The organism is Candidatus Neptunochlamydia sp. REUL1, assembly GCF_963457595.1.
In the GTDB taxonomy this organism is placed as follows: domain Bacteria; phylum Chlamydiota; class Chlamydiia; order Chlamydiales; family Simkaniaceae; genus Neptunichlamydia.
In genome coordinates, this window is record NZ_OY735137.1 from 87344 (window position 1) to 110043 (window position 22700).

A 22700-nucleotide genomic window follows, 5' to 3' on the forward strand; every position below is an offset into this window, starting at 1 on the left:
ACTTATAGTTTTTTACCAATCTAACCGATAGATGATTTTAATTAAAGGATTTGGTAAAATTGCCATTATGGCAAAGTCAGCAAGTTTTGTAACAGAGATCGACACCTCCCTTGCTCCCAAACTGAAGCAAGATCTAATTGATCAAGGATTCGAGCTCTCTCAACCCACATACACGGTGTTTCAGGCGAAGAAACAAGGGGTTTCCTGCACTTTATATCAGTCAGGGAAGCTTATGGTTCAGGGGAAAGGAAAGGATGACTTTATCTCCTTTTATCTTGAACCCGAAATCCTTGGTAATCTTTCCTATTCCTACCCTGAAACAACAATGAACACCCTTCCCCATATCGGCGTGGACGAAGCTGGAAAAGGAGATGTCTTTGGCCCCTTGTGCGTTGCAGCTCTTTATGCCGATAGCGATCAAATTACATCTCTCATCCAAATGGGAATTCGTGACAGCAAACGCCTTTCCGACCCAACGATCATTAAAATTGCTGAGAAAATTAAGAAAGAATGTGACTACTCCCTAATCAAAATCTTCCCCAAACGTTATAACGAACTCTATGACCAGTTTAGGAATCTAAATCATCTCCTCGCCTGGGGACATGCCACAGCTATAGAAGAGTTGGTAGGAAAATCCCAGTGCAGCAAGGTGATTATTGACCAGTTTGCTAGCGAGCATGTCGTCGAAAATGCCCTAAAGAAAAAAGCTCTAAAAGTGGATCTCACCCAGCGCCACCGGGGGGAAGAAGACATTGTTGTTGCCGGAGCCTCGATTCTAGCACGTGCAGCCTTTGTTCAAGGGATTGATCGCCTATCAAAAGAGTTCGAACTCGAGCTTCCTAAAGGAGCTTCAGCCCTTGTTGTTAGGGCAGGCCAAAAGTTTGTTAGAATCCATGGAGAGCAAGCTCTTCATCAGGTTGCTAAACTTCACTTCAAGACAATCCAAGACTTTTTAACTGCATAAGGTCCCAAGAGCCTTTTTCCCTCTTGATCAAGGAGTTGTTTTAAGTTAGTTAGTATTAAAATTTTTAATTATTTTTATTGATATAAATTGAATTTTAATTATTTTATAATTGATAATTAATTTAATTAATTGTTATTATCGTTAGTGTTGATAACAAGGGGGCAATATGTCGTATTATTTAAATAGCGCAACAGAGACTTTTAAGCCATATGGTGAGTCTGCAATGCATTTTTTGAGTGGTTCAAAAAATTCCGTTACTTCTGCTTTTGAAAGCGGTGTTGAGACCATTTCTGACGTCTCATCATCTGTAATGAACACAATTTCAGATGCCGGATCTAATCTCCTGAGCCAGGCTCAATACCTAAAGAATAAAGCAGTCAACATGGTTACAACCATCCGTATGACCGCTCATGGCTCCGTAGATGGAATGCTCATTGGAATGGGCGTAGGTCTCGTCCTCAGTGGACCTATGGGTGTCGGTTATGGCGCTTGGATTGGAAGTATTGCAGGCGGAATTTATGGTTTCAGTGAAGCCACAAACAACGATTTTGACCGTGCATCACATGCTGCACAACAAAAGCAGTGGCAACAGCTTTAAAAAAAAAGCGCTAATACACTATAGTGAGAGAGTATGTTAAATACTCTCTCACTTTCTTTTTTCGTTCTCATCGATTCAGCAACGATCACCTTCGATCGAGGTTTTCATGTTCTAACCGGCGAAACCGGCGCAGGAAAAACCCTTTTAATCCAAGCCATTCACCTCCTTTCAGGACGCAAAGTAAGCACCGATATCATTCGGAAAGGAGCAGAAAAAGCAGTCATTGAAGCGACCTTTGATATTCAAAAGCTTCCTAAGGTACATAAAATCCTTCAAGAAAGCGGCATAGACTTTGACCCCCACGAGTTTCTTATTCTCAAGCGAGAAATCTCAAGAACTGCAAAAAATCGTATCTTTATCAACTCTCAGATGGCTCCCCTATCCCTTCTTTCCCGTTTAGCCCCCTATCTATTAGAGCTCGTTAGTCAAAATAGCTCCGAGTCTATCCGCCAGACCGAAACCCAACGCGCCCTGCTTGACCTGTATGGAGAGATCGACTTTTCCCCATTCACTGCCTCATACCAGTCTCTTCAAAGCCTTGAAAAGAGACTTATAGCTCTTAAATCGGAGAGCCAAGGAGATCAACTAGAACGATTAAAATGGGAGCTTGAAGAATGGGAATCCTTCAATTACCAGGAAGGCGAAGAAGAAAGCCTCTTTGAAGAGTACAAACCCCTAGCAAACTCCCAGGAAATCACAGAAAAGCTCACATCTGTTCGCGGAGGACTCGACCACCCTAATCTTATCCCTGCCCTCTCCCAATTCCAAAAACTGATAGATGACCCCTCTCTTTCTGAGCACCTCCAGGCCGCCGTTGTCCATTTACAAGAAGCCTTATTCCTAGTTTCAAAACAGCTACAGTCCCTTGAATATTCGCCTGAAAAGCTCCAAAGCCTAGAAAGCCGCCTCTCTACTCTAAACCAGCTAAAGCGAAAATATCATGTTGAGTCCCATGAGATCGCCGCCCACATTGAAGCCCTCAGAGCCCAAGTTGACACCCTTGAGAACCTCGATGAAAACATCGAGGCGATAAAACAAGAACTTCAGACTCTAGCTTTAAACACTAAGGAACTTGCTAAATCGCTTACGAATCAACGCATAAAAACTGCTAGGCAGCTAGAAAGTAAGCTTACAGCAGAGCTTCTCTCTCTTAACTTCCCCCATGCTAAGGTTTTAATCGCTGTAGACTCCAAAGAAATAGGGCCCACGGGGAAAGACCAAATTTCCTTTTTTCTTGCTGCAAACCCTGGAGAGGAGCCTGCCTCAATTTCAACCCGCAGTAGCGGTGGGGAAATAGCTCGTTTCCTCTTTGCCCTTAAAATCCTTCTTGCAGAAAAAGGTTCTCTTCCTACTCTCATTTTTGATGAGATCGATGCAAATATCGGAGGGGAAACTGCCTCAATCGTCGGGAAAAAACTGAACACTCTTGGAAAACGCTCCCAAATCCTGGCGATCACCCACTTTCCTCAAGTAGCGCGCCACGCAGACCATCACCTTCAAATCTCTAAAAAAGAGAGTGATGGTCGAACCATTACCGAAATCTCTCCCCTAAAAGCCTCTGAAAAGGAAAAGGAACTTCTCCGCATGTTAGGTGGAGAATCGTTGAATTTATTCCCCAACTGATGGCAGAAGAAAGTTAGGGCTCGTTTAAGAATAAGTTGGCTATTTGACTTAAGCGAGCCGCAGCAAAATTGAGCTGAATAAGGAGTACCATTCCCAATAGGGAAGGGCGACGAAGAAGCTCGATTTAGCAAAGGCGCAGCCAGTCTAAATGGTCAACTTATCCTTAAACGGGACCTAAGGAGGGAAGATGAAAAAAGGCCTACTTTTTCTAACACTATTGATACTCCCCGCTTTAGCGTATTCCCTAGACTATTCGCTTGCGACCGATTATTGCTTTATCCATAAGAAGGATCGAATCTATATCGATAGATATTTTGCACCTGTTGCTGGGGCCGATATTGACAAACGGGGCTTTAAAGGATCTGATCTTCGCTATACCGAAGGGGCTGGAGCCATCTTCATTAACGCCTATCCTGCTGAAGATCACGCCCTGTCTTTTGAGTTTGGCTATGGCTATATGCGCCTCAACTGGGATGAAAACCCTTCCTTTAACCAGAAAAACTTCAACGACGCTGTTTTCTCCATCGGATACATTACAACAGCAATTAAAGATTGGCGCTGGGTCATAAACCTTGGTGTCCATGCGAATCTCGACCATTTTAATATGGGAAGTAACGCCTTCTACACGGGAATGATTTGGGGGCGACTTGCCCACAGTAAGCCTCTCGGGATTCATATCGGAGTCGTTGGACAAACAGGAGTCAAAAGCACTTATCTATTCCCTATTCTGGGGTTTGATTGGTACTTCCATAAACAATGGAAAGTTAATGCTGTGTTCCCTCTTGACTTCTCCCTTCACTACTTCTTTGCAGAGCACTGGTCTTCAGCTCTTAGCTACCGCAGCTTCGGGGGATGGTACCGTTCTTTCCACCGTGTTGGAAAAAGAGAAAGCAACCCAGAATCTATGGTCTCCGTCCATGCAAACGGCATAGACCTCGGCATCTACCTCAATACACACCACTTCTCAGCAGGTCTCTTTGGAGGAGTCAACTTTGGGGGGTGGATCCAAATCCGTAATCAACACGGGGCCAAACCTATCTACTTTCATTTCGACGCAGCAGCCTATGGAGGCATCAAAGGATGCTTCGAGTTCTAGAACGTACTATCTCTCGCTCTTAGCCTCTTGATAAGTCCCTTTCCATTGCTCGCGTATTCCATTTCCTGTTTTTGTCATCCAAGCATCGACCTGAGCCTTTCCACACAGAGTAGATGAGACCTACATCAAGATCAAAAGGAAATGGAATTACCTTTATAGAGCAGTTGATTCTGAAGGGAACACCCTTGATTGGATGCTTAGTCAAACTCGAGACAAATCTGCAGCTGAGAAATTTTTTAGACAAACGCTTTCCAATAGTCACTGTAGTATTCCTAGAGTCATCGACGTTGATAAAAACGCTGCATACCCTCCTGCATTCGAGGCTATTCAAAATCAAAGATGAATCCCAATGGAGACTGAGATTAGGCAGGTTAAGTATCTGAATAATATTGTTGGGCAAGACCATCGTTTTTCTAAGAGGAGAATAGTGTGGAGTCAATGGTTCCAAAGATTTGCAACAGCTGAAGCAACGATTGCAGGGTATGAGTCCATGCATATGATTCGTAAGGGGCAAATACAAGGCATAGGAAAGAAAGATGCTTTATCTCAAAAAAATATTTATAGAGGGTCTTTTTGGGATAGCAGCCTGATCTCACTGAAACGGAAACAGCCTTGAGTAAACCTTTTCCCATAGATAAAATTTTTGCACCAGAACCAGATTTCTCTTGAAATTATTCGAAAAATTCTTAAGAATATCGTTTCCTTTTTAGGATGACTCTTCTTGGCCGTTACTCCATCTATTAGGGATATCCCCCCTAAAACAATGGTCCGTGACCTATAATGGAGGGCGGTCAAGAGATTTACCTCATATTTGCTGAATAGAAAGCATCATAGGTTCTTTAAAAAACTAGAACTGACTCTGAGACCCCGTCCTGCCTGAATAAAGATTAGAAGATCGATTACTTTGCCCTTTGCAATGGAGCAGCGTAAGGATTCCAGAATTTCTTAAGCAGATTTTCAATTTCTTTCGGTCCTCCTTTTAACTCTACCGAATAAACCCCTTCTAATTTTTTAAAATCATAAGAGTTGGGTAAAGATACCAGATAACCTGGAAAATCGCTTCTGATTGGGAGATGATGACAAGTTTCTGATAAGCTAGCAATCGCCTATATCAAAAAAACAGCTATGCATGCTAGAGGATAGCGGCACACGGACTCGAACCATGGACCCACGGATTATGATTCCGTTGCTCTACCAACTGAGCTATGCCGCCGAGAAATTAGCGGGGGCAGGACTCGAACCTGCGACCTTCGGGTTATGAGCCCGACGAGCTAACCACTGCTCCACCCCGCGGTAGATTAAATGGCAATTATAGTCTCACTATGATTTCTTCTCAAGGGAAATGTTTGAATTGATTAAATTCCATGTACGAAACGAAACACCAAGTGTTTTTTGAGCTGCGTACTTTCCCTTCTCACTCATTTCTAAATGAAGTTTTGAATCGCAAAGAAGTTTTTCTATTGTTTCTGTAAGGTCATTCGGTTTAACTTTCATTCCTCCACCTGCTTCAGTAAGCTGGCGTTTGAGGTCTACTTGCTTATGCATGTAAGGGCCAAAGAGAGTGGGAATTCCCATCTTAGCCGGTTCAAAAATATCATGCCCTCCAATTCCTTTTACAAAACTCCCCCCAACAATGGCAAGGTATGACAGACGATAACAGGCAGGAAGAACCCCCATTTTGTCGACAATGATTACTTGAGGGTGATGAAATGCTTCTTTAACTTTCTTGAAACGTTCAGGATGGCGTGGAACAACCAGAACCTTCAGATGAGTATCCTCCGTAAGAAGTGGAAGGAGGGCCGTCAATAAAAGTGCCTCTTCTCCATCATGGGTCGAGCCCAGAGTGATCACCCGGTCACTTGTTTTGAGCTTCAAACTTTTTCGAAATGTTTCGAGACTATCAGGCTCTGCTGAAGGAATATCGAACTTCAGGTTTCCTGTAATCGTAAGCTTTTCAGGAGGAATCCCTAGTTTGAGAAACCTTTCGAGATAGCTTTCTCCTTGAAGACAGAAGTGATCAACAGAAGAAAATAGGGTTCGAGCCAAGGGACGAAAGGCAAGGTATCGCTTAAGGGACTTTTCGGAGAGCTTTCCGTTTACGACAACAATATGTCCCCCGCATTTTTTCACCTCAGTCATAAGATTCAACCAGTAGTCCCCTTCCACCAATATCAGAAGGTTCGGACGAAGGGTTTGTACAAATGCCTTGGTGATCCATGAAAAGTCAAGGGGAAGGAAATGGATTGCATCGGCATCGGGAATCGAGCGTTTCGCTTGCTCCTGTCCGGTCTCTGTCACCGTGGTCACAAAAATAAAAGCATCGGGATGACTTTTTCGAATATGAGGAACGAGGGTGGATAATGCCTTTGTCTCTCCCATTGAAACAGCATGGAGCCAGATCACCTCTTTATCTCCCCCTCCAGGAGCCTTGGGTTTTAAGCGAAGCTTTAAGCTCTTCCGATATTTCTTCTTAAATAGAAAGTCGGCAAGAAGCTTCGGAAAGAAAAAAAGCACAAGAGCAAATAACGCTGCGTCGTATAGAAATCGGGTCATGATTTTACAACGATATTAAGAAGTTTCTCTGGAACAAAGATCACTTTTACGATATCTCCACTGATGTGTTTTGCCATTCTTTCATCTTTTTGAACCGCTTCAAGCAAATCCTCTTTAGTTTGTCCCTTTGGAAGCTCCCATTTACCGCGGAATTTTCCATTGACTTGAATCACATATGTGACATTTTCTTCGCTCAAGTACTTCGGGTCAGCCTTTGGAAAGGGTATAAAAGTGATAGACTCCTGATTTCCCAGGTGGTTCCAACATTCTTCTGCAATATGTGGAGCAAAAGGAGCCAGGGCTTGGGTCGCCATTTTGAGCCCTTCTTTTGAGTACGCATCGAGTTTGGAAAAGGCGTTAATAAATTCCATCATTTTAGCAATGGCTGTATTGAAAAGCATTTCCTCAATATCCTTCTGAACCCCGTCAACGAGCTTATGAGCAAGTTTTAGCCCCTCATCAGTCTCTTTAACTTTATCTGAAAATACAAGTGCATGAAAACGATCTAAAAAGCGACGACATCCACTGATGGCTGCGCCATTCCAGAGTTTTTCCTTATCAAAAGGCCCCATAAACATTTCGTAGAGACGGAGAGAATCCGCCCCATACTCTTTGATGATTTCATCGGGAGTCACTCCATTAAGTTTAGACTTAGACATCTTCTCAACAAGCTGCGTTAGCCCCTCCTGCCCTGCAGCATCTTCTGGAGAAACGTATCTTCCACCTGGTTTCTTGTATGCTTTTGCAGTAACAAGCCCTTGATTTCGGAGTGTTTGAAAGGGTTCAATTGTTGAAACATATCCACAATCATAAAGGACCTTATGCCAAAAACGAGAGTAAAGAAGATGGAGAACGGCATGTTCGACTCCCCCAACATACATGTCAACAGGCATCCAATAGTTTTCTTCTTTGGTGCCCCAAGCACTCTTTTCATTGTGGGGATCGCAGAAACGCAAATAATACCAACAAGATCCTGCCCACTGAGGCATCGTATTGGTTTCTCGACGTGCCTTTTTACCGGTTTTGGGATCCGTAATATGAACCCACTCAGTAACATTATCAAGCGGAGTTTTAGACTCCCCCTGCGGCTTATATTCAGTCATTTCAGGAAGTGTTAATGGAAGCTCATCTAGATCTAAAGTGCGCTTAGTTCCATCTTCAAAATGGAGAACAGGAACAGGCTCTCCCCAATAGCGTTGGCGAGAAAAGAGCCAGTCGCGAAGCTTGTAGGTTGTGCAGCGCTCACCTATACCTTCCTTTTCCAACCAATCTGCAACAGCAGCTTTGGCAACTTCGATTTCCAAACCATTAATATCGAGTTTTTCGCTTTTCCCATTAATAGCTTTTCCACCGGTATTTGAGCAGCGCTTTCCCGCTAGGATTTCTATGCGCAGGTCTTCTTTTGTCATTCCAGCAGGAACTTCTTCGATATAGGGATCGTAAGGAGGGATTACAGGAAGGCCATACTTTTTAACGAATTCGAAGTCTCGCTCATCTCCACCAGGGACTCCCATGACAGCGCCAGTTCCATATCCCATCAGGACATAGTCAGCAACCCAAATGGGGATCAACTCATCATTAACGGGATTAATCGCGTAGGATCCAGTCCAAACACCTGTTTTGTCTTTTGCAAGCTCCGTCCTCTCAAAATCACTCTTCCTCGACGTTTCCTTCAGATAAGCTTCCACTTTACCTTCTTGCTCCTTTGTTGTAATCTCTTTCACAACGGGGTGTTCTGGAGAAACAACTAAAAATGTTGTGGCAAATAAGGTGTCGTGCCTAGTTGTGTAAACAGTAATGGGTTGCTTGGTTTCATTTTCCAAAAAGGTGACCTTTGCACCATGGCTCTTGCCAATCCAGTTGCGCTGAAGGGTCTTGAGGTAATCGGGCCAGTCCAGTGCATCAAGATCATTTAGAAGACGTTCAGCATACTCGGTAATTTTTAGAACCCACTGTCTTAAGGGACGCCGTTCAACAGGAAATCCCCCTTCCTTAGATTTCCTATCTTCGACTTCTTCATTCGCAAGAACAGTGCCGAGTTCTGGGCAGTAATTCACAAGGATCTCTGCCTCATAAGCAAGCTCTTTCTCGCAAAGCTTCGTAAAAATCCACTGCGTCCATTTGTAGTAATCAGGATCGCTGGTTGCAAACTCTCGTTCCCAGTCATAGCTGAAGCCTAGAGACTGCAACTGCCGTCGATAAGTATTGATGTTGCTTTCAGTCGTTATTTTTGGATGGGTACCTGTTCGAATAGCATACTGCTCAGCCTGAAGTCCAAAGCTATCCCACCCCATTGGATGGAGAACGTTGAACCCTTGCTGCCGCTTATAACGCGCCAAAATATCTGTGGCTGTATACCCTGTAACGTGCCCTACGTGAAGTCCTACACCCGAAGGATAAGGAAACATATCCAGAATGTAATACTTAGGTTTGTCAGGATTGACGTCTGCTTTAAAAAGCTTTTTCTCTTTCCAAAATTCCTGCCACTTCTTTTCAATTGCAATGTGATTGTATTTCATAGATGTACTGTTTGAGTTTCTAAGAAACTAGCCTACCAAAACCATTAAAAAAAAGATAGGGCGAAGATAAAGCAACTGTCTTCAAAAGACAAAAGAAAAAGCCTTCTACAAAAATTTTAAAATGGAAATCAGGAAGGGTTTTTATTCTTTATTCATGAGCCTATCCCGATAATCTATCCACCCAGTATTTAATAAGGCTAAAATTCAAGAATCCTTTCCAGTAATCTAATTTTCTTTCCCAACGCACAACAAGTCCTCTGAACTTTCTTTGAAGCCATGATATTGCCCTCTCCACTTGCCATCGCTTTCTTCGAATCCAACACGAAATCTTCTTATCTTCTAGATGTTTTCCCATCTTTCTTTTGGCTATAATCAGATAAGTATTCAGCCTTAATAACTTTATCCTTAGTGCATTTGCATCATAACCTTTATCTGCTCGCTTACGCTTTCAAGCAGAGGCTCTACTTGTAATCTCTCATCTCCTTTAGCACTCGTTACTTCAAGTGCAATTGGGCTCCCTTCTCCATCGACTAAAAACTGGAGTGGTAGCTCCCACATTTTCTTTATTGCCTTAATGATGATGGAAATCACAAACGTTGTATTGATTTCCACTCTTGACGTTCCTCTTAGCCTTATCTTTGCGTTTCTTAATGTTTCGAGAGAGACCTGAAGGTTTTGGACCCCTTGATGACATTGCAGGCTTTTACCCTTGTCAATCATGAGGCAAAGATCGATCAGATTAAGGGTTTTGGTGATTGGTCTGAATGTACGCGCCAGGCAAGGGCTGCGTGTTACATTGCGTTTACGGAATTTTTATACCGGAGGACAGAGGGAATCATCCCGAAAGCCCTTGCTAACCAACAGAAGGGCATGGGAAAACCTCCCAAGAGACCAATGTGACTGAGAGATTACAGCTTGTGAGTTAGGTAGATCTTGAAAATTCGAGTTGATAGTAAAACATATAATTCATAAAATGTTTTTATGAATTTAGCTGTTTCCTCGAATTACACGTCAAACTCCTCCTTTTTACAACTCAGAACAACCTCTATTACGACTTCTGGTATTTATGGGTATTATGCTTGCTTATTTATTCCTCATCACTCACAGCCCTTATGGCAAGAATGGAGGTCATTTTCTGGAGTTGAAAAAGAGCAATTTAACATTTCTTGGCCTGAGCAGCACTTCCAGGCTACTGCTCACTTTAAGATCATTGGATATGGAAGAGACCTAGAAACACGACAAGCCATTGAAAAATGTAGCGCCTATGGAAATTCTCTTTCAATTACAAACGGCAGTGTGATTCAGTTAGATGATTTATCTACGTAAACCAACTTTAGGTCTGATTTCAAAATATTCTGAAACAATTCGTCATAGGAAAGACAATAAGCTTTACCTTTATATGGGTCCCTAATAAACACTCGACCTTCTTGAATTTCATCTAAAATAATCCAGTGACCGGATAATTTATCATGTGTAATATCAATAATAATAGACGATTTTGACTCCTCTATTAATCCTTTTAAGATAGATATCAAAGAGGAAAACTTAGAGGAATCAGCTGCCTCCGAATTAAAATCAAAGCTTACTTTATCAGTGAAGCGATATTCTTTTAATGTTTTTGTTTTGAATTCTAATCCCATTGAATACACATTCGTCATATCATTAGCTGATTTAACAAGTTCATCATTGTTAAGTAGTTGGGAATGCAAAGACCATTTTGCAAATCCCTCTTGTTTCGATTCAAGAATTTGAATTTTATGATCATTCATTAGCATGAAAAGAACGCCAACACCACATGATTTATTTTGTTCCGGCTGTTTAATACAAACTTTTTCTCCTGTAGAAACAGAATAATATCCTCCGATTTTAATAAACTTTAAAACTTTTCCAATAAGATTAAGAGAGAAACTGCCTTCTTCTGACAGTGGAATAGGGGTTTTGAATGGCTCATAATTTTCTGGAAGCGGAGAATGCTTCGCTGGTGTTGGCGGGACAGGAGAAAAATCGCCCATTTTAGATGACCTTGGAGTTGTAGGAGGGGTGTAAAAAGTGTCATCTAATTGAAACATTTGAGTCATGATTTCATGAGCTTTTTTATCTCCTGAACAATCTGTACTATTTTTATCTTCAGAGATGATTGTTGTTTGTGTAAATAAATTTGTGTGTATTGGATTTGTCATCTTCCACCTTTTTAGTTTTAAGATGGGGTTATCTTACAACAACATGGAATTAAAAATAAGTAAATTATATTTTATAATTATTAAATTTTTTATTTCTGTTTAAATTAGATTTATAAATACATAAAAATGCAGTACTCTAAACAAATGGGGTAAAACGGAAATATGATTTTCAAAGAAAAACCGATTCAACTGAATAGAGTATCGGTCTTATTGAAAGCAGATAGAAAGGCGGGAGTCCATTTTAAAGTGACTCCTCATGTGCTCAGAACATCGACCGTGACTTACTTGAAGCAGCGCAGGGGTTCCAGGATAGCGACATCATGAAGGTCACAGGGCATGCCAGTGCTTCGATGGTGGCTTCTTATGACAAAACCTCCAAGGAGATCAATGCCACAGAAAAGGTGCAGCTAGTGAGCTAGGCTCTGTCCTCAAAGTTTACACCACATGATGATCGAAGCAAACAAGAGCGCTCCTTTAAACATACAACCTGTTTTATCATAACGTGTTGCAATTCTTCGAAACTCCTTAATGCGTCCAAAGAACCTTTCGACAGCATTTCGTTCTTTATACGTGTGCTCATCATGCTGAATGGTTACTTTCCTACTTTTTCTTCCAGGGATTACCGGAGTAATTCCTCTCTCTACTAAGATTTTCCTATTAGAAAAACACTCACCGTCGCTTTTGTCGTTGGCAGGATGCTGGAATTTGGGAAGCGTTGCTTGAATGTTTAGTGGAAGATCCTGACTATGAATGGCTCATGATAGATGCGAGCCATATTAAGGTGCACCCTCATGCATCGGGAGCTAAAGGCGGTAATCAAGACATGAGTCGGACAAAAGGGGGCTTAACACAAAAATACACTTGACCGTGGATGCGCATGGTATGCCAGTCCGAATTGTTGTTACGCAAGGTACCACTCATGACAGTACTCAAGCAAGTTTCTTGATCCAAGGTATTTCAGCAGAGCATTTGCTCGCCGATAAAGCTTATGATAGTGACGCAATTATATTGCAAGCCGAGAGTCAGGGCATAAATCCAGTCATTCCTCTGAGGTCAAATCGCAAAAAATGGAGAGAATTTGATAAAGAACTATATAAGCTTCGACACCTTGTAGAAAATGCTTTTCTCCACCTAAAACGATGGCGTGGAATAGCCACTCGATATGCCAAAAATACAGCTTCATTCATAGCTGCAGTGCAAATTCGTTGTATCGCTCTTTGGGCTTCTATCTCATGACGACAATATCTAATCAATTTTTATCTTTAGGGACAGAGCCTAGTAGCTCATAGTTATTTTTTTCTAGTCTTCAAAAATTTAGATCGTTCTTCTTGAAGCCTAGCTCGATCTGTATCGTTTTCAGCTTCCCATGGAGCCAGATGTCCATATTCTGCTAGCTCTTTTATAGTGCCATCTTTTCTTTGTTTGTAACGAATTTTTTCGTATAGCTCTTTTATAGTGCCATCTTTTCTTTGTTTGTAACTAATTTTTTCGCAACGAGGTTTTGTATGCGCTGTATATTTATTTGAGAGTTCGCCTCTACGTTGAGCATTTTTACTCATCTCTGACTCTCTATCAAGAAGCACTTCCGTGTGGCCTTTTTGAACACTTACAGAGCGTTTTTCACCCAGATCCCTTTTCTGATTGAAAGCAGATTTTCCATATGCATATGCATTTGAGAAAGGAGAATTCGATTCTTTTTTTGGGTTGATTAATTCGAAACCAAACAATTTGGCAATAACATTGTAAATTCTCTGAAAAAAATTAAGATTTTTATAATTATATGTTAAATGCTCTCCTCTATCAGGAGTTGTAATAGATTGCATCCAATTAGATACCCGATCTTGAAGGGATTCTGTGTTTAACTGCATAATGTCTTTTTGATCAGGTGAATCATAGCTTGAAAGGGTAGATCCTTTGGAGGAATTTGCTCTTAAAGAAGAGTTTTCAGTTTCACAACTTGGATATGATACTAGATCAACTTTACTATATTCATTATTAAGGTCTTCTGATCTTTGATAAGAAAGAGAACTGGAATCTTTAATTTCACACATTTTAAAACCTCATTTTATTGTAAAATTTATTATAACACATTTTAAAATAAATTAAAAAAGTTTTAATATTTATATTATTGTAATTTATTGATTATAAAATAGATATGTATTCTTATTTATAGGTTCTGTTGCAAAAAATGATCGTTAAGATGTGAGCTGCCTATTTCCTCCACTCTTTAGGCTTATGCAGCTAATTTTTGAGCTTTAAACAATCCTTCAATAAATATCTTTACATCATAAGCGTTTCCATCCGAGATTCTATTAATTTGACCTTTGAAAATCATATGCATTGCTTCAATCCCTTCAATAGTATTCCTTGCTGATACAAATTGCTTGTAACCAATGGAATGATGATATTGTCTTTTGACTGCCCTATGGTCCTGCTCAATAATATTGCTCAGGTATTTCACTCTTCGAAGCTCTGTATTTACAAAGATTCCCTCCTCTTGCATTGCTGCAAAAGCACATGGATAAGCCTTGTCCTTATCAACATTGATTACTCTTGGATTTCCGATAGAAGAAAGCTTTTGAAAAAAGATAAAAGCTGCTTTTGCATCCCGTTTTTTGCTCAAATAGAAATCGAGTGTTTCTCCATTGGAATCAATCGATCTATAAAGGTAGTGACAAACTCCTTTAATCTTGATGTAGGTTTCATCAACCCTCCAAGACGTATTTGAAGGGACTGTTGAGAACTGGCATAATTTTCTAGAATAATTTAAGCTCTTTCTCTTTTTAGATGGAGGATTCCCATGCAACAAGTTGAGATGATTTGCTTAGAAGACTTGGTTCCAGAAAGCCACAATTACCGTAAATTTGCCAAGATTTGGTCATTTAGTTTTGTGGAGAAAAGACTCAGAAAACTGGAGAAGGACAATCCCCATAAAGGGCATGGCTTGCTTCGGATATTCAAGTGTTTATTGCTGCAGTTTATGGAGAACTGCAGCGATAGAGAATTAGAACGCTTTATCCAAGAAAACACTGCAGCTCGATGGTTTTGTGGGTTTAACCTGAGAGACAATACCCCAGATCACACAGTCTTTTGTCAGCTTAGAAAAAAAATAGGGACCAATATCTTGTCCAAGATCTTTGCTGATCTAAGAGACCAGCTAAAAGATCTTGGACTTATGAGTGAAGTTTTTTCCTTTGTAGATGCAACACATTTAATTGCTAAAGCGAATTTATGGGAGGAAAGAGATAAGGCGATTGCAGAAAAATACGAGAAACTGAACAACGAAAACATCTCACAATTTTCTGCAGACGTTCAAGCAAAGATTGGTTGTAAAGGGAAGAATAAATACTGGTATGGTTAAGGGATAGGTTTATTAATTCAATCCATACCTATAATCTTGTTCCAGAAGGTCTTATCAGGCTCATGTCTTTTCTCCTTAAGGAAAAAGAGAAGGAAAAAGGCAAGGAGAATGGTGACCGGAAAACTAAGCATCGCATAGTGATAATCTTCCAAAGAATAGATTGGAATTCCATCCTTCATTGCCCCAGACCACCTAAGGTCAAGAAGCACTCCTAACAGAGGCTGTATGAGAGACGTTCCAGCTGCAACAGAAAAGTTGGTAATTGCAATGCTAGTTCCTTTTGCCTCAATGGGATTAAGTTCGATTCCCAGAGAGAAATTAAGCAGTTGAGCCGCTTGAAAGAATCCCACAAGAAATAGAAGAGTAAAAATGAGTGAAAAGGGAAGGTGTTCCATATAAATAACAGGAAGAATACAAGCTAAACAAAGGAGAGTACTTGCATAAAGAAAGGGCTTTCGTCTGCTGAAGCGATCTGAAATAAAGCCAATGATCGGCCCCCCTATAATCCAACCTACAAAAATCATCGAAACAGCAAATCCTGCAATATTTTTTGAAATCCCATAACTTTCGATGAGAAAGGGAATTCCCCAAAGGGAGGCAAATGCCGCTGTTGTCATATAAAAAAGAAGAGCGATGGCAGCATTGAGCCATGTTCGAGGATTGGAAGCGACGATTTTTAAATTGCGCAGAAGATCGCTTGAGACTTTTTTCGTTTCAACTTTCTTTTGCTCTGGCTCTTTTCGAATAAACACATAAAGAATTACAGCAAGGAAAAGTCCAATAAATCCAAAAGCATTGACTGTCACACGCCAACCAAAATTTTCGACAGCAAAACTTAAGGGGCCCTCAGCACCAACAGCACCAAGCATCCCTATGGAATTCCCCACTCCTACAAGAAGAGCCAGTTTTTTTGCAGGAAACCAATGCGAACAAATATAAATCATCCCTACAAAAGCAAATGAGGAGCCAATTCCCATGAGGAAACGGCCAAATTCTGCAGGAGCTAATGTCTGAGCCATTCCAAAGAAAAAACTACCGACCCCACAAAAAAGAGCTGCAAAAGTAAGAAGCTTCCTAGCTCCATAGCGGTCCATCATAATCCCAACAGGAATTTGCATTGGGGCATAAGCATAGAAGAAAAAGGCACTCAAGGTTCCAAGCTGCCCTGCTGTTGCCTTGAAGGAGCCCATTAGCTCTTTCACCATGATAGAGGGATAGACTCGAACAAAAAACTCATAAAATAAAAAGAGAACAGCAAGGCTCCATGTCCACCAAGCAACAACCGATTTTTTATGCACTAAAGTCCCTTAAGATGATCAATGTATACAGCTCCAAGGGGAAAGTCTTTTTCATACTCCTCTTCCTTATTTTTCTTAGAAAATTGGTCGATAATTTTGTTCGCCAAAACTTTTCCAAGCTGCACCCCTTCTTGGTCAAAGGAGTTGATATCCCAGATAAAGCCCTGAAATGCCACCTTGTTCTCAAAATAGGAAAGAATGGCTCCCATGGTATAGGGATCACACTTTTTGGCCATCAAGACTCGATTAGGACGGTTTCCTGGGAATTCTTTGTTAGGGTTGTCACTCTTCTGCCCAGTTGCAAGACCAATCGACTGAGCAAAAAGGTTTGAGAGCAGTTTTTCCTGGGAGGTGGTTCCTTTGAAAGAAGAATCTTCCCCAAACTGGCTTTCCATAAAACCAATAAATTCTACAGGAACGATAATGGTTCCCTGATGAATAAGTTGGTAAAAAGAATGTTGTCCATTGGTACCAGGTTCTCCCCAGATAATCGGCCCTGTCCAAAAATCAACTGGGCTCCCCTGTTTATCAATGCGCTTTCCATTGGATTCCATATCACACTGCTGCAAGTGAGCAGGGAAACGAGACATCGCCTGAGAGTAGGGAATAATTGCAGTGGTGGGATGACCCAAAAAGTTATGATTCCAAATCCCCAAGAGTGCTGAAAGAAGGGGGAGGTTCTTTTTCGGATCCTGCTCCAATGCTACTTTATCCATCGAATTCGCCCCACGAAGAAAATCTAAGAGTTTTTCCATTCCTAGAGCAAAGGCCAACATCACACACCCTACCATCGAGGTTGCAGAGTATCGCCCCCCAACATAATCCCAAATATAAAACGATTTGCGATACATTTCTGGATTGTCCATAGGACTTCCCTTTCCCGTAACAGCAAGAAAGTGGTTCTTCGGGGAAAGCCCTTCCTCCTGAAATTTCTTTCGAATGAGCTCCTCATTTGTCAGAGTTTCAAGTGTTGTTCCTGATTTCGAAACGATCACCACAAGAGTTTTGCTTAAATTGACTCTACGAATCACATTCGCCGCATCATCAGGATCAACATTCGAGATGAAATGAACTCTCTTTCCGGGTTTGTTAAAGGCTTCTAAAGCAAGATAAATAGCTTTGGGCCCAAGCTCCGATCCTCCAATCCCCACTTGAATCATGTCGGTATAGTCTTCTTTTTTGATTCCATCGAGAAAGCTCTTTAACTTCTCCATTTCGGCATAGGCAAGAGCTGCAGCTTGTCGCGCCTGCTCCCCTTCGGCTTGACGATCAAAAAAATCGCGCATTGCGGTATGAAGAACCATGCGATTTTCGCTCTCAAACCCCTCGATCTTATTGATCATTTCCCCATTTTGCATCGCAAGCATCTTCTCATGCACACCCGCTTCATTCGCAAGCTCAAAAAGAGTCTCCATTGTTTTTTCATTAACCCTTTCCGTTCCATAAAAAAGCTTGAGATTGGGACATTCCATCATCATCTCCTCCATCCGTTTGGGACAGAGGCAGCCTCCCTTTGAAAGATCTACAGGTTTTTGGGCAATTTTGCGCAAGGTTTCGACAGAATGATATTCATTGAATGCTGACATCTTTGTTCCTATTGATATATGTAAATGATTTATACATATACCAAATGGGACTATCTATGCAAGATTAGAGCATGGTCTGATAGTGCCTCTGCAACATTTTCCGATCCATGCATGGAGATCACGTCTGTTTTTCCCTCCATTTTGCTAAAATAGAGAAGTGGCACTGAAGTACTCTCTCCTTCTTCAACACTATGATAATGCATATAAGGAGCTGAGGTCGTTGTTTGAGCATCTTTAGGAATTCCAGAGACAAAACCCTTTTGAAGCAAGATTTCTCCGTCTTCAGGCTCCATTTCTCCCATCAATACGACCTGCTTTTTATCTCCAAATTCGCGAGAGAAAATTTCGTTCCAATCTCCAGGGGTCGGTTTGTAGGTGCAAACATAAATTCTTTCCTCAGTTTCCATAACAAAATAGCCCCGCTCCATCAACCAATCCTGTTTTCTGAAAGGAATATATTCTGGAGGTTTCACTAGAGATCCACGAAAAGCAATAAAGAAAGAGGCATCTTCCCCTATCATTTTCTCACCCATTCCTGTAAAGAAAAAATGGTACCTCTCTTTTAGACTTACTGCAAGACTAGGAGCATTGAAGCGATTGACCTCTGGCAGAAAAACTACGTCAGGGTTATTATCTTTAATCGTTGAAGCCAAACGATTAAAGCGGTCACTCGCAACAGAAACCCCTGCATTTCTCTGAGGATTAATCCCTGTTAACATTCGAGGATTTAAGACACACAGTTTGGGGCTTTTGTTGATCTCTCCAGCAAAAGTTCCGTGCGTAGTCCTATACAAGGAGCTATGGGAGAGGTTGCCAACAGCGGTTACAGCCGAAGCAAATGCTGCAAAAGGCAATGTTCCCATCCACGAGGGGAAACCTACAACAAAACGGACAATGCGACGAACAACCTCTTGAACCCAAGAGTTAGTCTGCGCGTATTCTCCAGAATGCAATGGAGCAAAATTAAGCTCTAGAGACTGTCTTAGATATGAATTTAAATGAATAACCTGCCTAGCAAAGCCCATGATTTTTTTATTGACCTTGTCCTTAACTCCAATTTCCCCATCAAACAGAGGGATGCTATCAACTCCCTCCCCACTTGCAGCTTCTACAGACATTCTTTCTCCACATTAGTCATATTACAGGGAGAAGATATTGCCTTATTTAGTAAATAAACAGCAAGTGGCTTTATCCTGTTAGTGCAGAGATTCCTTTATGATCTGTAAGAGCCTTTCTAGGATCTTCATATGCATCATGAATTTCCGTTTGCATCTGCAAATCTCCCCCAATGACTAAAAACCCATCAATAGACTCCGGATTTCTTTTTTCTCCTTCTTCAAGTCCATTGATGCAGGTTTCAACATTCCCATGCTGCTCCTGAATCACATCGCGAAAACCTATTTCAAGTATTGCTTGATATCCCGCAGACCCTCTTTCAATATTGATATCTCCGAGAGCGACCCAAGCCTTTTCATTTGCAAAATTCTCGCTAATCTTCTTGATCTCAGCAAGTTGTTCCTGACGGATTTCCTTTGCTCGATCTGTTTCTTTCGGGTGCAGATAAACGTAGACGTAGTTAACTTTTTCAGTTTCAACGTGGAAAAAACCGCGATAGGAAGACTTTTGTTCTCCTTCAGCTTCAATCTTTGAAGGAAAAAACTTTGGTTCATTGACGATAGGTTCCCGACTAACAATCACCATTGAAACATCCATTCCTTTTGCATTAGATCCTACATTTACAAGAAAGTGCCTATAGCTCTCTTGAAAAGACTCGAATAGTTTTCCAGAAAGTGTTTGACTAAACTCACAAAGAAAAAAGGAAATGGAATTTGATGAGATGTGGCATTTCATTGGTTCAAAAAAACAAGCTATGGATCATCAAAGCCTTGGATCGTGCTTCAAAAAAAACTGTCGCATGGGTACTCGGTCATCGTAGCACTGCAACGTTCCGAAAGCTCTATAGCAAAGTCTGTCACCTAACAGAGTGTATATTTTTCACAGATGACTGGCCTGACTTCGCTAAAGTCCTCCCAAAAGATCGCCGCATAATAGGAAAATCTGGAACGATTGCCATCAAGCAAGATAATAGCAACACTCGTCATCACATTGGGAGAATGGTTTCTAAAACTAAGGAAATGGTTGATACAACTATCAAATTATGGTGTGCTCTTTCAGATCCTGAAATATTCGCTTCGTTTCAAAAGTTAAGAGTATCAATCTTTAGGTAAACACTCTCGAAAAAAGATATCAGGGTTAATATAGCTAAAATATTTCGTTTTAGTTATAATTTTTTGAATGACATATTCGCTAGATTTTAGAAAAAAAGTTCTATCGATCCGAAGCAAAGAAAAATTAAGCTTTGCCCAAGTAGCAAAACGCTTTGGAGTAAGTGTAAATAGTGTGTTTCTCTGGTCTAAGAGGTTAGAGCCGAGGCGCACTAAAATCAGACCTGCAATAAAGATTGATAGAGAGATCTTGATGGAGGATATCAAGAAATACCCTGATGCCTTCAACTATGAACGAGCACATCGTCTCAACGTAAGCACTTCAGGCATTCGGTGTGCCATGAAGAGGTTAAGAATTAGCTATAAAAAAAACGCTCAACCATCCCAAGGCCTGCGAAACAAAAAGACAAATCTTTCAAGGAAAAATCGCAGAATATAAACGTTTGGGAAAGCCAATTGTATATATTGATGAAAGCGGGTTTGCCCATGATATGCCCCGCACCCACGGTTACTCCAAAATAGGACAGCGATGTTTTGGTACTCATGATTGGGGAGCAAAAGGAAGAACAAATGCAATAGGGGCATTACTTGGAACAAGCCTCCTTACACTTGCGTTATTCGAGTGCAATATTAATACAGACGCCTTTTCCATTTGGGCAGAGGAGGACTTGCTACCGAAACTTCCCTCTGAAAGTATTCTGGTTATGGATAATGCTTCATTCCATAAAAGCAAATCTATGCAAGAGAAGATCCAGGCTGCAGGCCATACCTTGGAATATCTTCCTCCCTATTCCCCTGATCTAAACCCTATTGAACACAAGTGGGCACAGGCAAAGTCTAAGCGAAGAAAATATCAATATGGAATAGACGAACTTTTCAAGGAGCACTGCCTATAACTAATTTAAGTCACTTTAGCTATACCATCAACAAATGCTTTAAGTTCCTCCATCCTTTCACCCACAGTGCGCACCCCCAAAAAGAGCATAAGGCAAACCTCCAGAAAACATGCAGGCATCCAAATGAAGTGCTTTCGGGCGCTCAGGACGCACCTCTTGTCCCCCTCCTTCCCAGTATGTAAACTCTCGAGAGTGAAAGGATTCAAAAGGCCCTTTAAAGCAAAACCTGCTAATGCTAAGAAAGCGCCAAGAGAGGCTCCTATAGCATGAGCTCCACCTTAAAGATTTCATCAAAAAATGTTGCTGATTATCCCCCTAATTGTTATCATGAGTGACTTTCCCAGTCGGGGTATAGCGCAGCTTGGCTAGCGCGTCTGCTTTGGGAGCAGAAGGCCGGGGGTTCGAATCCCTCTACCCCGAATCTTTATAATGAATCACTCTACCGCCGGCGGCTTTGAATCCTTGAACCATACGCATCCCCCATGTCGAAATATGGTCAGGAAAGATCAGGAGCTCGTCGAGCTCATCCCACTCTTCTGTGATATACGGTTCTGCAATCAAGCGGCAGGGCCTATCGAGGTTTGCTAAACATTCATCCAGCACGTCAAATTGAAGCCCTCTTTCCCTTAAGGGAAGAACCACTCCCAATGACCCATCGTAGCGAAGGGGTAGAAGAGTCTCGTCCCATTTAATTGCCCCAATGAGGCCTGAACGAAAACCTAAGTGAATATGTGGAAAAATTTCCTTTGAAAACTTGAGAGGATCCCCCATACAATCAAAAAGCGCAAAAGGAGGCACTTCATCTGGGAGGTAAGCAGCTAAATGATGAAGATACTCTGCAAAATCCTCAAGTGGGGGGGCAGGAACCTTGCCCTTATAAAGAACAACGCCAAGCGTCGATTCTTGGTGCTTTTCCCAAATTGATTCAGCAAAACATTTCACCGCTAACTGATGAGAGGATAGATGGGCCAGGTTTATCTGCTCAAGTTGAAAGTCGAGTTCCCACAGGATATGAGGCGCATCTGAGGCTACTTCCCATTTCAAATCTGAAGAAAGCGAAGCATCAAGCTCAATCGAAGTCATGGAAGGGGGAAGGGACGAAAACCCTCGATGATCAACGGTTCGCATAACACATATGGTGGATTTCTAGGCCCTTGGAGAGCCAGAGGCGCTCAAAAAAGGAAGAGCCATAATTTTCATGGGAGGCAGGAACCTTGGGCCACTCCTGCATTTCGCATTCCATCTGATCTCTGTAAGGAACATCGTCCGTCACAAGCGTTACAGTCCCCATGTGGGTCACAGTTCTCCTCAGTTCTTCTACGAAGGGACGCTGAATAATCCGATTTTTAGCATGACGATCCTTTGGCCAAGGATCAGGGAAATTGACAAAGACTGCATCTAAGCAATGATTAGGCAGATACTCTCGAGAAAACGTCAACCCCTTTCCCGAAATAATCAAGAGATTGTCGATTCCACAATTCACAGTTTTTGAGTAAATTTTTCTTACCCTCTCAAACCACATCTCGACAGCTACCCAGTTCTTATCCGGATTTTCCTGCGCACGCTGGATAATCCATTCTCCATTTCCACTGCAATACTCCAAGTTAACTGGATTGTCATTCCCAAAATGCTCCGCGAAACTAGGAAATAATTCCTTTTGGTGCTCCTGATAATATTCAGGGACATAAAAGATCTTATCTTTGAGTAGTGGACGGCGGTCTTTCCATCCGTAAGGATAGGGTAAATCTTTCGGTTTCATAGAAGCTGATTCTACCATTCTCTTCAATAAATTGCTTCCAAA

The 22700-nt window shown here is 41.5% G+C and carries 25 protein-coding genes, 3 tRNA genes and 2 pseudogenes; 13 read left to right on the plus strand and 17 right to left on the minus strand.

Annotation, left to right across the window (positions count from 1 at the left end; genetic code table 11):
* The first annotated feature begins 31 nt into the window (after window positions 1–31).
* The 5 genes and pseudogenes from rnhC to R2I63_RS00805 form a co-directional block, all read left to right on the plus strand.
* A complete protein-coding gene (gene rnhC, locus R2I63_RS00785) occupies window positions 32–964 on the plus strand; it encodes a ribonuclease HIII (RefSeq protein ID WP_316357808.1) in 933 nt (310 codons plus the stop codon).
* Between the two features lie 166 nt (window positions 965–1130).
* Complete coding sequence (locus R2I63_RS00790) at window positions 1131–1562, plus strand: hypothetical protein (RefSeq protein WP_316357810.1); 432 nt, start codon at window positions 1131–1133, stop codon at window positions 1560–1562.
* A gap of 33 nt (window positions 1563–1595) precedes the next feature.
* Window positions 1596–3185, plus strand: a complete 1590-nt coding sequence (gene recN, locus R2I63_RS00795; RefSeq protein ID WP_316357811.1) for a DNA repair protein RecN — start codon at window positions 1596–1598, stop codon at window positions 3183–3185.
* A 187-nt stretch (window positions 3186–3372) separates the two neighbouring features.
* A complete protein-coding gene (locus tag R2I63_RS00800; RefSeq protein ID WP_316357813.1) occupies window positions 3373–4281 on the plus strand; it encodes a DUF6268 family outer membrane beta-barrel protein in 909 nt (302 codons plus the stop codon).
* 115 nt (window positions 4282–4396) lie between these two features.
* A pseudogene (locus R2I63_RS00805) lies at window positions 4397–4897 on the plus strand (IS6 family transposase); the annotation flags it as partial.
* A 524-nt stretch (window positions 4898–5421) separates the two neighbouring features.
* Here the strand turns inward: R2I63_RS00805 and R2I63_RS00810 are convergent.
* The 6 genes from R2I63_RS00810 to R2I63_RS00835 form a co-directional block, all read right to left on the minus strand.
* A tRNA-Met gene (locus tag R2I63_RS00810) sits at window positions 5422–5494 on the minus strand.
* Between the two features lie 7 nt (window positions 5495–5501).
* Window positions 5502–5574: transfer RNA gene (locus R2I63_RS00815), tRNA-Met, on the minus strand.
* Between the two features lie 27 nt (window positions 5575–5601).
* The gene (locus R2I63_RS00820; RefSeq protein ID WP_316357814.1) at window positions 5602–6834 is read right to left on the minus strand and encodes a 3-deoxy-D-manno-octulosonic acid transferase; all 1233 of its coding nucleotides are present in this window, start codon (window positions 6832–6834) and stop codon (window positions 5602–5604) included.
* Complete coding sequence (gene leuS, locus R2I63_RS00825) at window positions 6831–9353, minus strand: leucine--tRNA ligase (RefSeq protein WP_316357817.1); 2523 nt, start codon at window positions 9351–9353, stop codon at window positions 6831–6833. The genes R2I63_RS00820 and leuS overlap by 4 nt, the downstream gene beginning before the upstream one ends.
* A 160-nt stretch (window positions 9354–9513) precedes the next feature.
* Window positions 9514–9756 carry a hypothetical protein gene (locus R2I63_RS00830; protein WP_338140844.1) on the minus strand — a complete coding sequence of 81 codons (243 nt, stop codon included), beginning with the start codon at window positions 9754–9756 and terminating at the stop codon, window positions 9514–9516.
* Between the two features lie 2 nt (window positions 9757–9758).
* A complete protein-coding gene (locus R2I63_RS00835; protein WP_316357821.1) occupies window positions 9759–9965 on the minus strand; it encodes a hypothetical protein in 207 nt (68 codons plus the stop codon).
* A 75-nt stretch (window positions 9966–10040) separates the two neighbouring features.
* Between R2I63_RS00835 and R2I63_RS00840 the strand changes: the two genes are divergently transcribed.
* Both R2I63_RS00840 and R2I63_RS00845 read left to right on the plus strand, forming a co-directional pair.
* Complete coding sequence (locus R2I63_RS00840) at window positions 10041–10253, plus strand: hypothetical protein (RefSeq protein WP_316357823.1); 213 nt, start codon at window positions 10041–10043, stop codon at window positions 10251–10253.
* An 81-nt stretch (window positions 10254–10334) separates the two neighbouring features.
* A complete protein-coding gene (locus tag R2I63_RS00845) occupies window positions 10335–10679 on the plus strand; it encodes a hypothetical protein (RefSeq protein ID WP_316357826.1) in 345 nt (114 codons plus the stop codon).
* Here R2I63_RS00845 and R2I63_RS00850 read toward each other — a convergent pair.
* Window positions 10655–11533, minus strand: coding sequence for a hypothetical protein (locus tag R2I63_RS00850; protein WP_316357829.1), 879 nt, complete (start codon window positions 11531–11533; stop codon window positions 10655–10657). The genes R2I63_RS00845 and R2I63_RS00850 overlap by 25 nt on opposite strands.
* A 428-nt stretch (window positions 11534–11961) precedes the next feature.
* Window positions 11962–12285, minus strand: a complete 324-nt coding sequence (locus tag R2I63_RS00855; protein ID WP_445083696.1) for a transposase — start codon at window positions 12283–12285, stop codon at window positions 11962–11964.
* Here R2I63_RS00855 and R2I63_RS00860 point away from each other — a divergent pair.
* Window positions 12195–12769 (plus strand): annotated as a pseudogene (locus tag R2I63_RS00860) (IS5 family transposase); the annotation flags it as partial. The gene R2I63_RS00855 and the pseudogene R2I63_RS00860 overlap by 91 nt on opposite strands.
* Before the next feature lie 53 nt (window positions 12770–12822).
* Here the strand turns inward: R2I63_RS00860 and R2I63_RS00865 are convergent.
* Window positions 12823–13584, minus strand: a complete 762-nt coding sequence (locus R2I63_RS00865; protein ID WP_316357832.1) for a hypothetical protein — start codon at window positions 13582–13584, stop codon at window positions 12823–12825.
* A gap of 182 nt (window positions 13585–13766) precedes the next feature.
* The gene (locus tag R2I63_RS00870; protein WP_316357834.1) at window positions 13767–14342 is read right to left on the minus strand and encodes an IS6 family transposase; all 576 of its coding nucleotides are present in this window, start codon (window positions 14340–14342) and stop codon (window positions 13767–13769) included.
* On the opposite strand from R2I63_RS00870, the gene R2I63_RS00875 reads away from it, so the two are divergent.
* Window positions 14334–14894, plus strand: coding sequence for a transposase (locus R2I63_RS00875; RefSeq protein ID WP_316357836.1), 561 nt, complete (start codon window positions 14334–14336; stop codon window positions 14892–14894). The genes R2I63_RS00870 and R2I63_RS00875 overlap by 9 nt on opposite strands.
* A 17-nt stretch (window positions 14895–14911) precedes the next feature.
* Here the strand turns inward: R2I63_RS00875 and R2I63_RS00880 are convergent, their stop codons facing one another.
* The 4 genes from R2I63_RS00880 to R2I63_RS00895 form a co-directional block, all read right to left on the minus strand.
* A complete protein-coding gene (locus R2I63_RS00880; RefSeq protein WP_316357838.1) occupies window positions 14912–16192 on the minus strand; it encodes an MFS transporter in 1281 nt (426 codons plus the stop codon).
* Window positions 16192–17778, minus strand: coding sequence for a glucose-6-phosphate isomerase (locus R2I63_RS00885; RefSeq protein ID WP_316357840.1), 1587 nt, complete (start codon window positions 17776–17778; stop codon window positions 16192–16194). The genes R2I63_RS00880 and R2I63_RS00885 overlap by 1 nt, the downstream gene beginning before the upstream one ends.
* A 50-nt stretch (window positions 17779–17828) precedes the next feature.
* Window positions 17829–18896, minus strand: a complete 1068-nt coding sequence (locus R2I63_RS00890; RefSeq protein ID WP_316357842.1) for a hypothetical protein — start codon at window positions 18894–18896, stop codon at window positions 17829–17831.
* Window positions 18897–18966: 70 nt separating this feature from the next.
* Complete coding sequence (locus R2I63_RS00895) at window positions 18967–19491, minus strand: hypothetical protein (RefSeq protein ID WP_316357846.1); 525 nt, start codon at window positions 19489–19491, stop codon at window positions 18967–18969.
* Window positions 19492–19610: 119 nt separating this feature from the next.
* Here R2I63_RS00895 and R2I63_RS00900 point away from each other — a divergent pair, with 119 nt between their 5' ends.
* From R2I63_RS00900 to R2I63_RS00910, 3 genes are all read left to right on the plus strand, one after another.
* Window positions 19611–20006 carry an IS1 family transposase gene (locus tag R2I63_RS00900; protein ID WP_316357848.1) on the plus strand — a complete coding sequence of 132 codons (396 nt, stop codon included), beginning with the start codon at window positions 19611–19613 and terminating at the stop codon, window positions 20004–20006.
* A 67-nt stretch (window positions 20007–20073) separates the two neighbouring features.
* On the plus strand, window positions 20074–20442 hold the full coding sequence (locus tag R2I63_RS00905) for an IS630 transposase-related protein (RefSeq protein ID WP_316357851.1): 369 nt from the start codon (window positions 20074–20076) through the stop codon (window positions 20440–20442).
* Complete coding sequence (locus tag R2I63_RS00910; RefSeq protein WP_316359821.1) at window positions 20429–20899, plus strand: IS630 family transposase; 471 nt, start codon at window positions 20429–20431, stop codon at window positions 20897–20899. The genes R2I63_RS00905 and R2I63_RS00910 overlap by 14 nt, the downstream gene beginning before the upstream one ends.
* Window positions 20900–20956: 57 nt before the next feature.
* On the opposite strand, the gene R2I63_RS00915 is transcribed toward R2I63_RS00910, so the two are convergent.
* Window positions 20957–21190 (minus strand): hypothetical protein, encoded by a 234-nt coding sequence (locus R2I63_RS00915; protein WP_316357853.1) that lies wholly within the window; start codon window positions 21188–21190, stop codon window positions 20957–20959.
* A gap of 54 nt (window positions 21191–21244) precedes the next feature.
* Here R2I63_RS00915 and R2I63_RS00920 point away from each other — a divergent pair.
* Window positions 21245–21319: transfer RNA gene (locus tag R2I63_RS00920), tRNA-Pro, on the plus strand.
* Here the strand turns inward: R2I63_RS00920 and R2I63_RS00925 are convergent.
* Window positions 21311–22027 carry a hypothetical protein gene (locus R2I63_RS00925; RefSeq protein ID WP_316357854.1) on the minus strand — a complete coding sequence of 239 codons (717 nt, stop codon included), beginning with the start codon at window positions 22025–22027 and terminating at the stop codon, window positions 21311–21313. The genes R2I63_RS00920 and R2I63_RS00925 overlap by 9 nt on opposite strands.
* Window positions 22014–22676 carry a tRNA (guanine(46)-N(7))-methyltransferase TrmB gene (trmB, locus tag R2I63_RS00930; protein ID WP_316359823.1) on the minus strand — a complete coding sequence of 221 codons (663 nt, stop codon included), beginning with the start codon at window positions 22674–22676 and terminating at the stop codon, window positions 22014–22016. The genes R2I63_RS00925 and trmB overlap by 14 nt, the downstream gene beginning before the upstream one ends.
* Window positions 22677–22700: the final 24 nt, after the last annotated feature.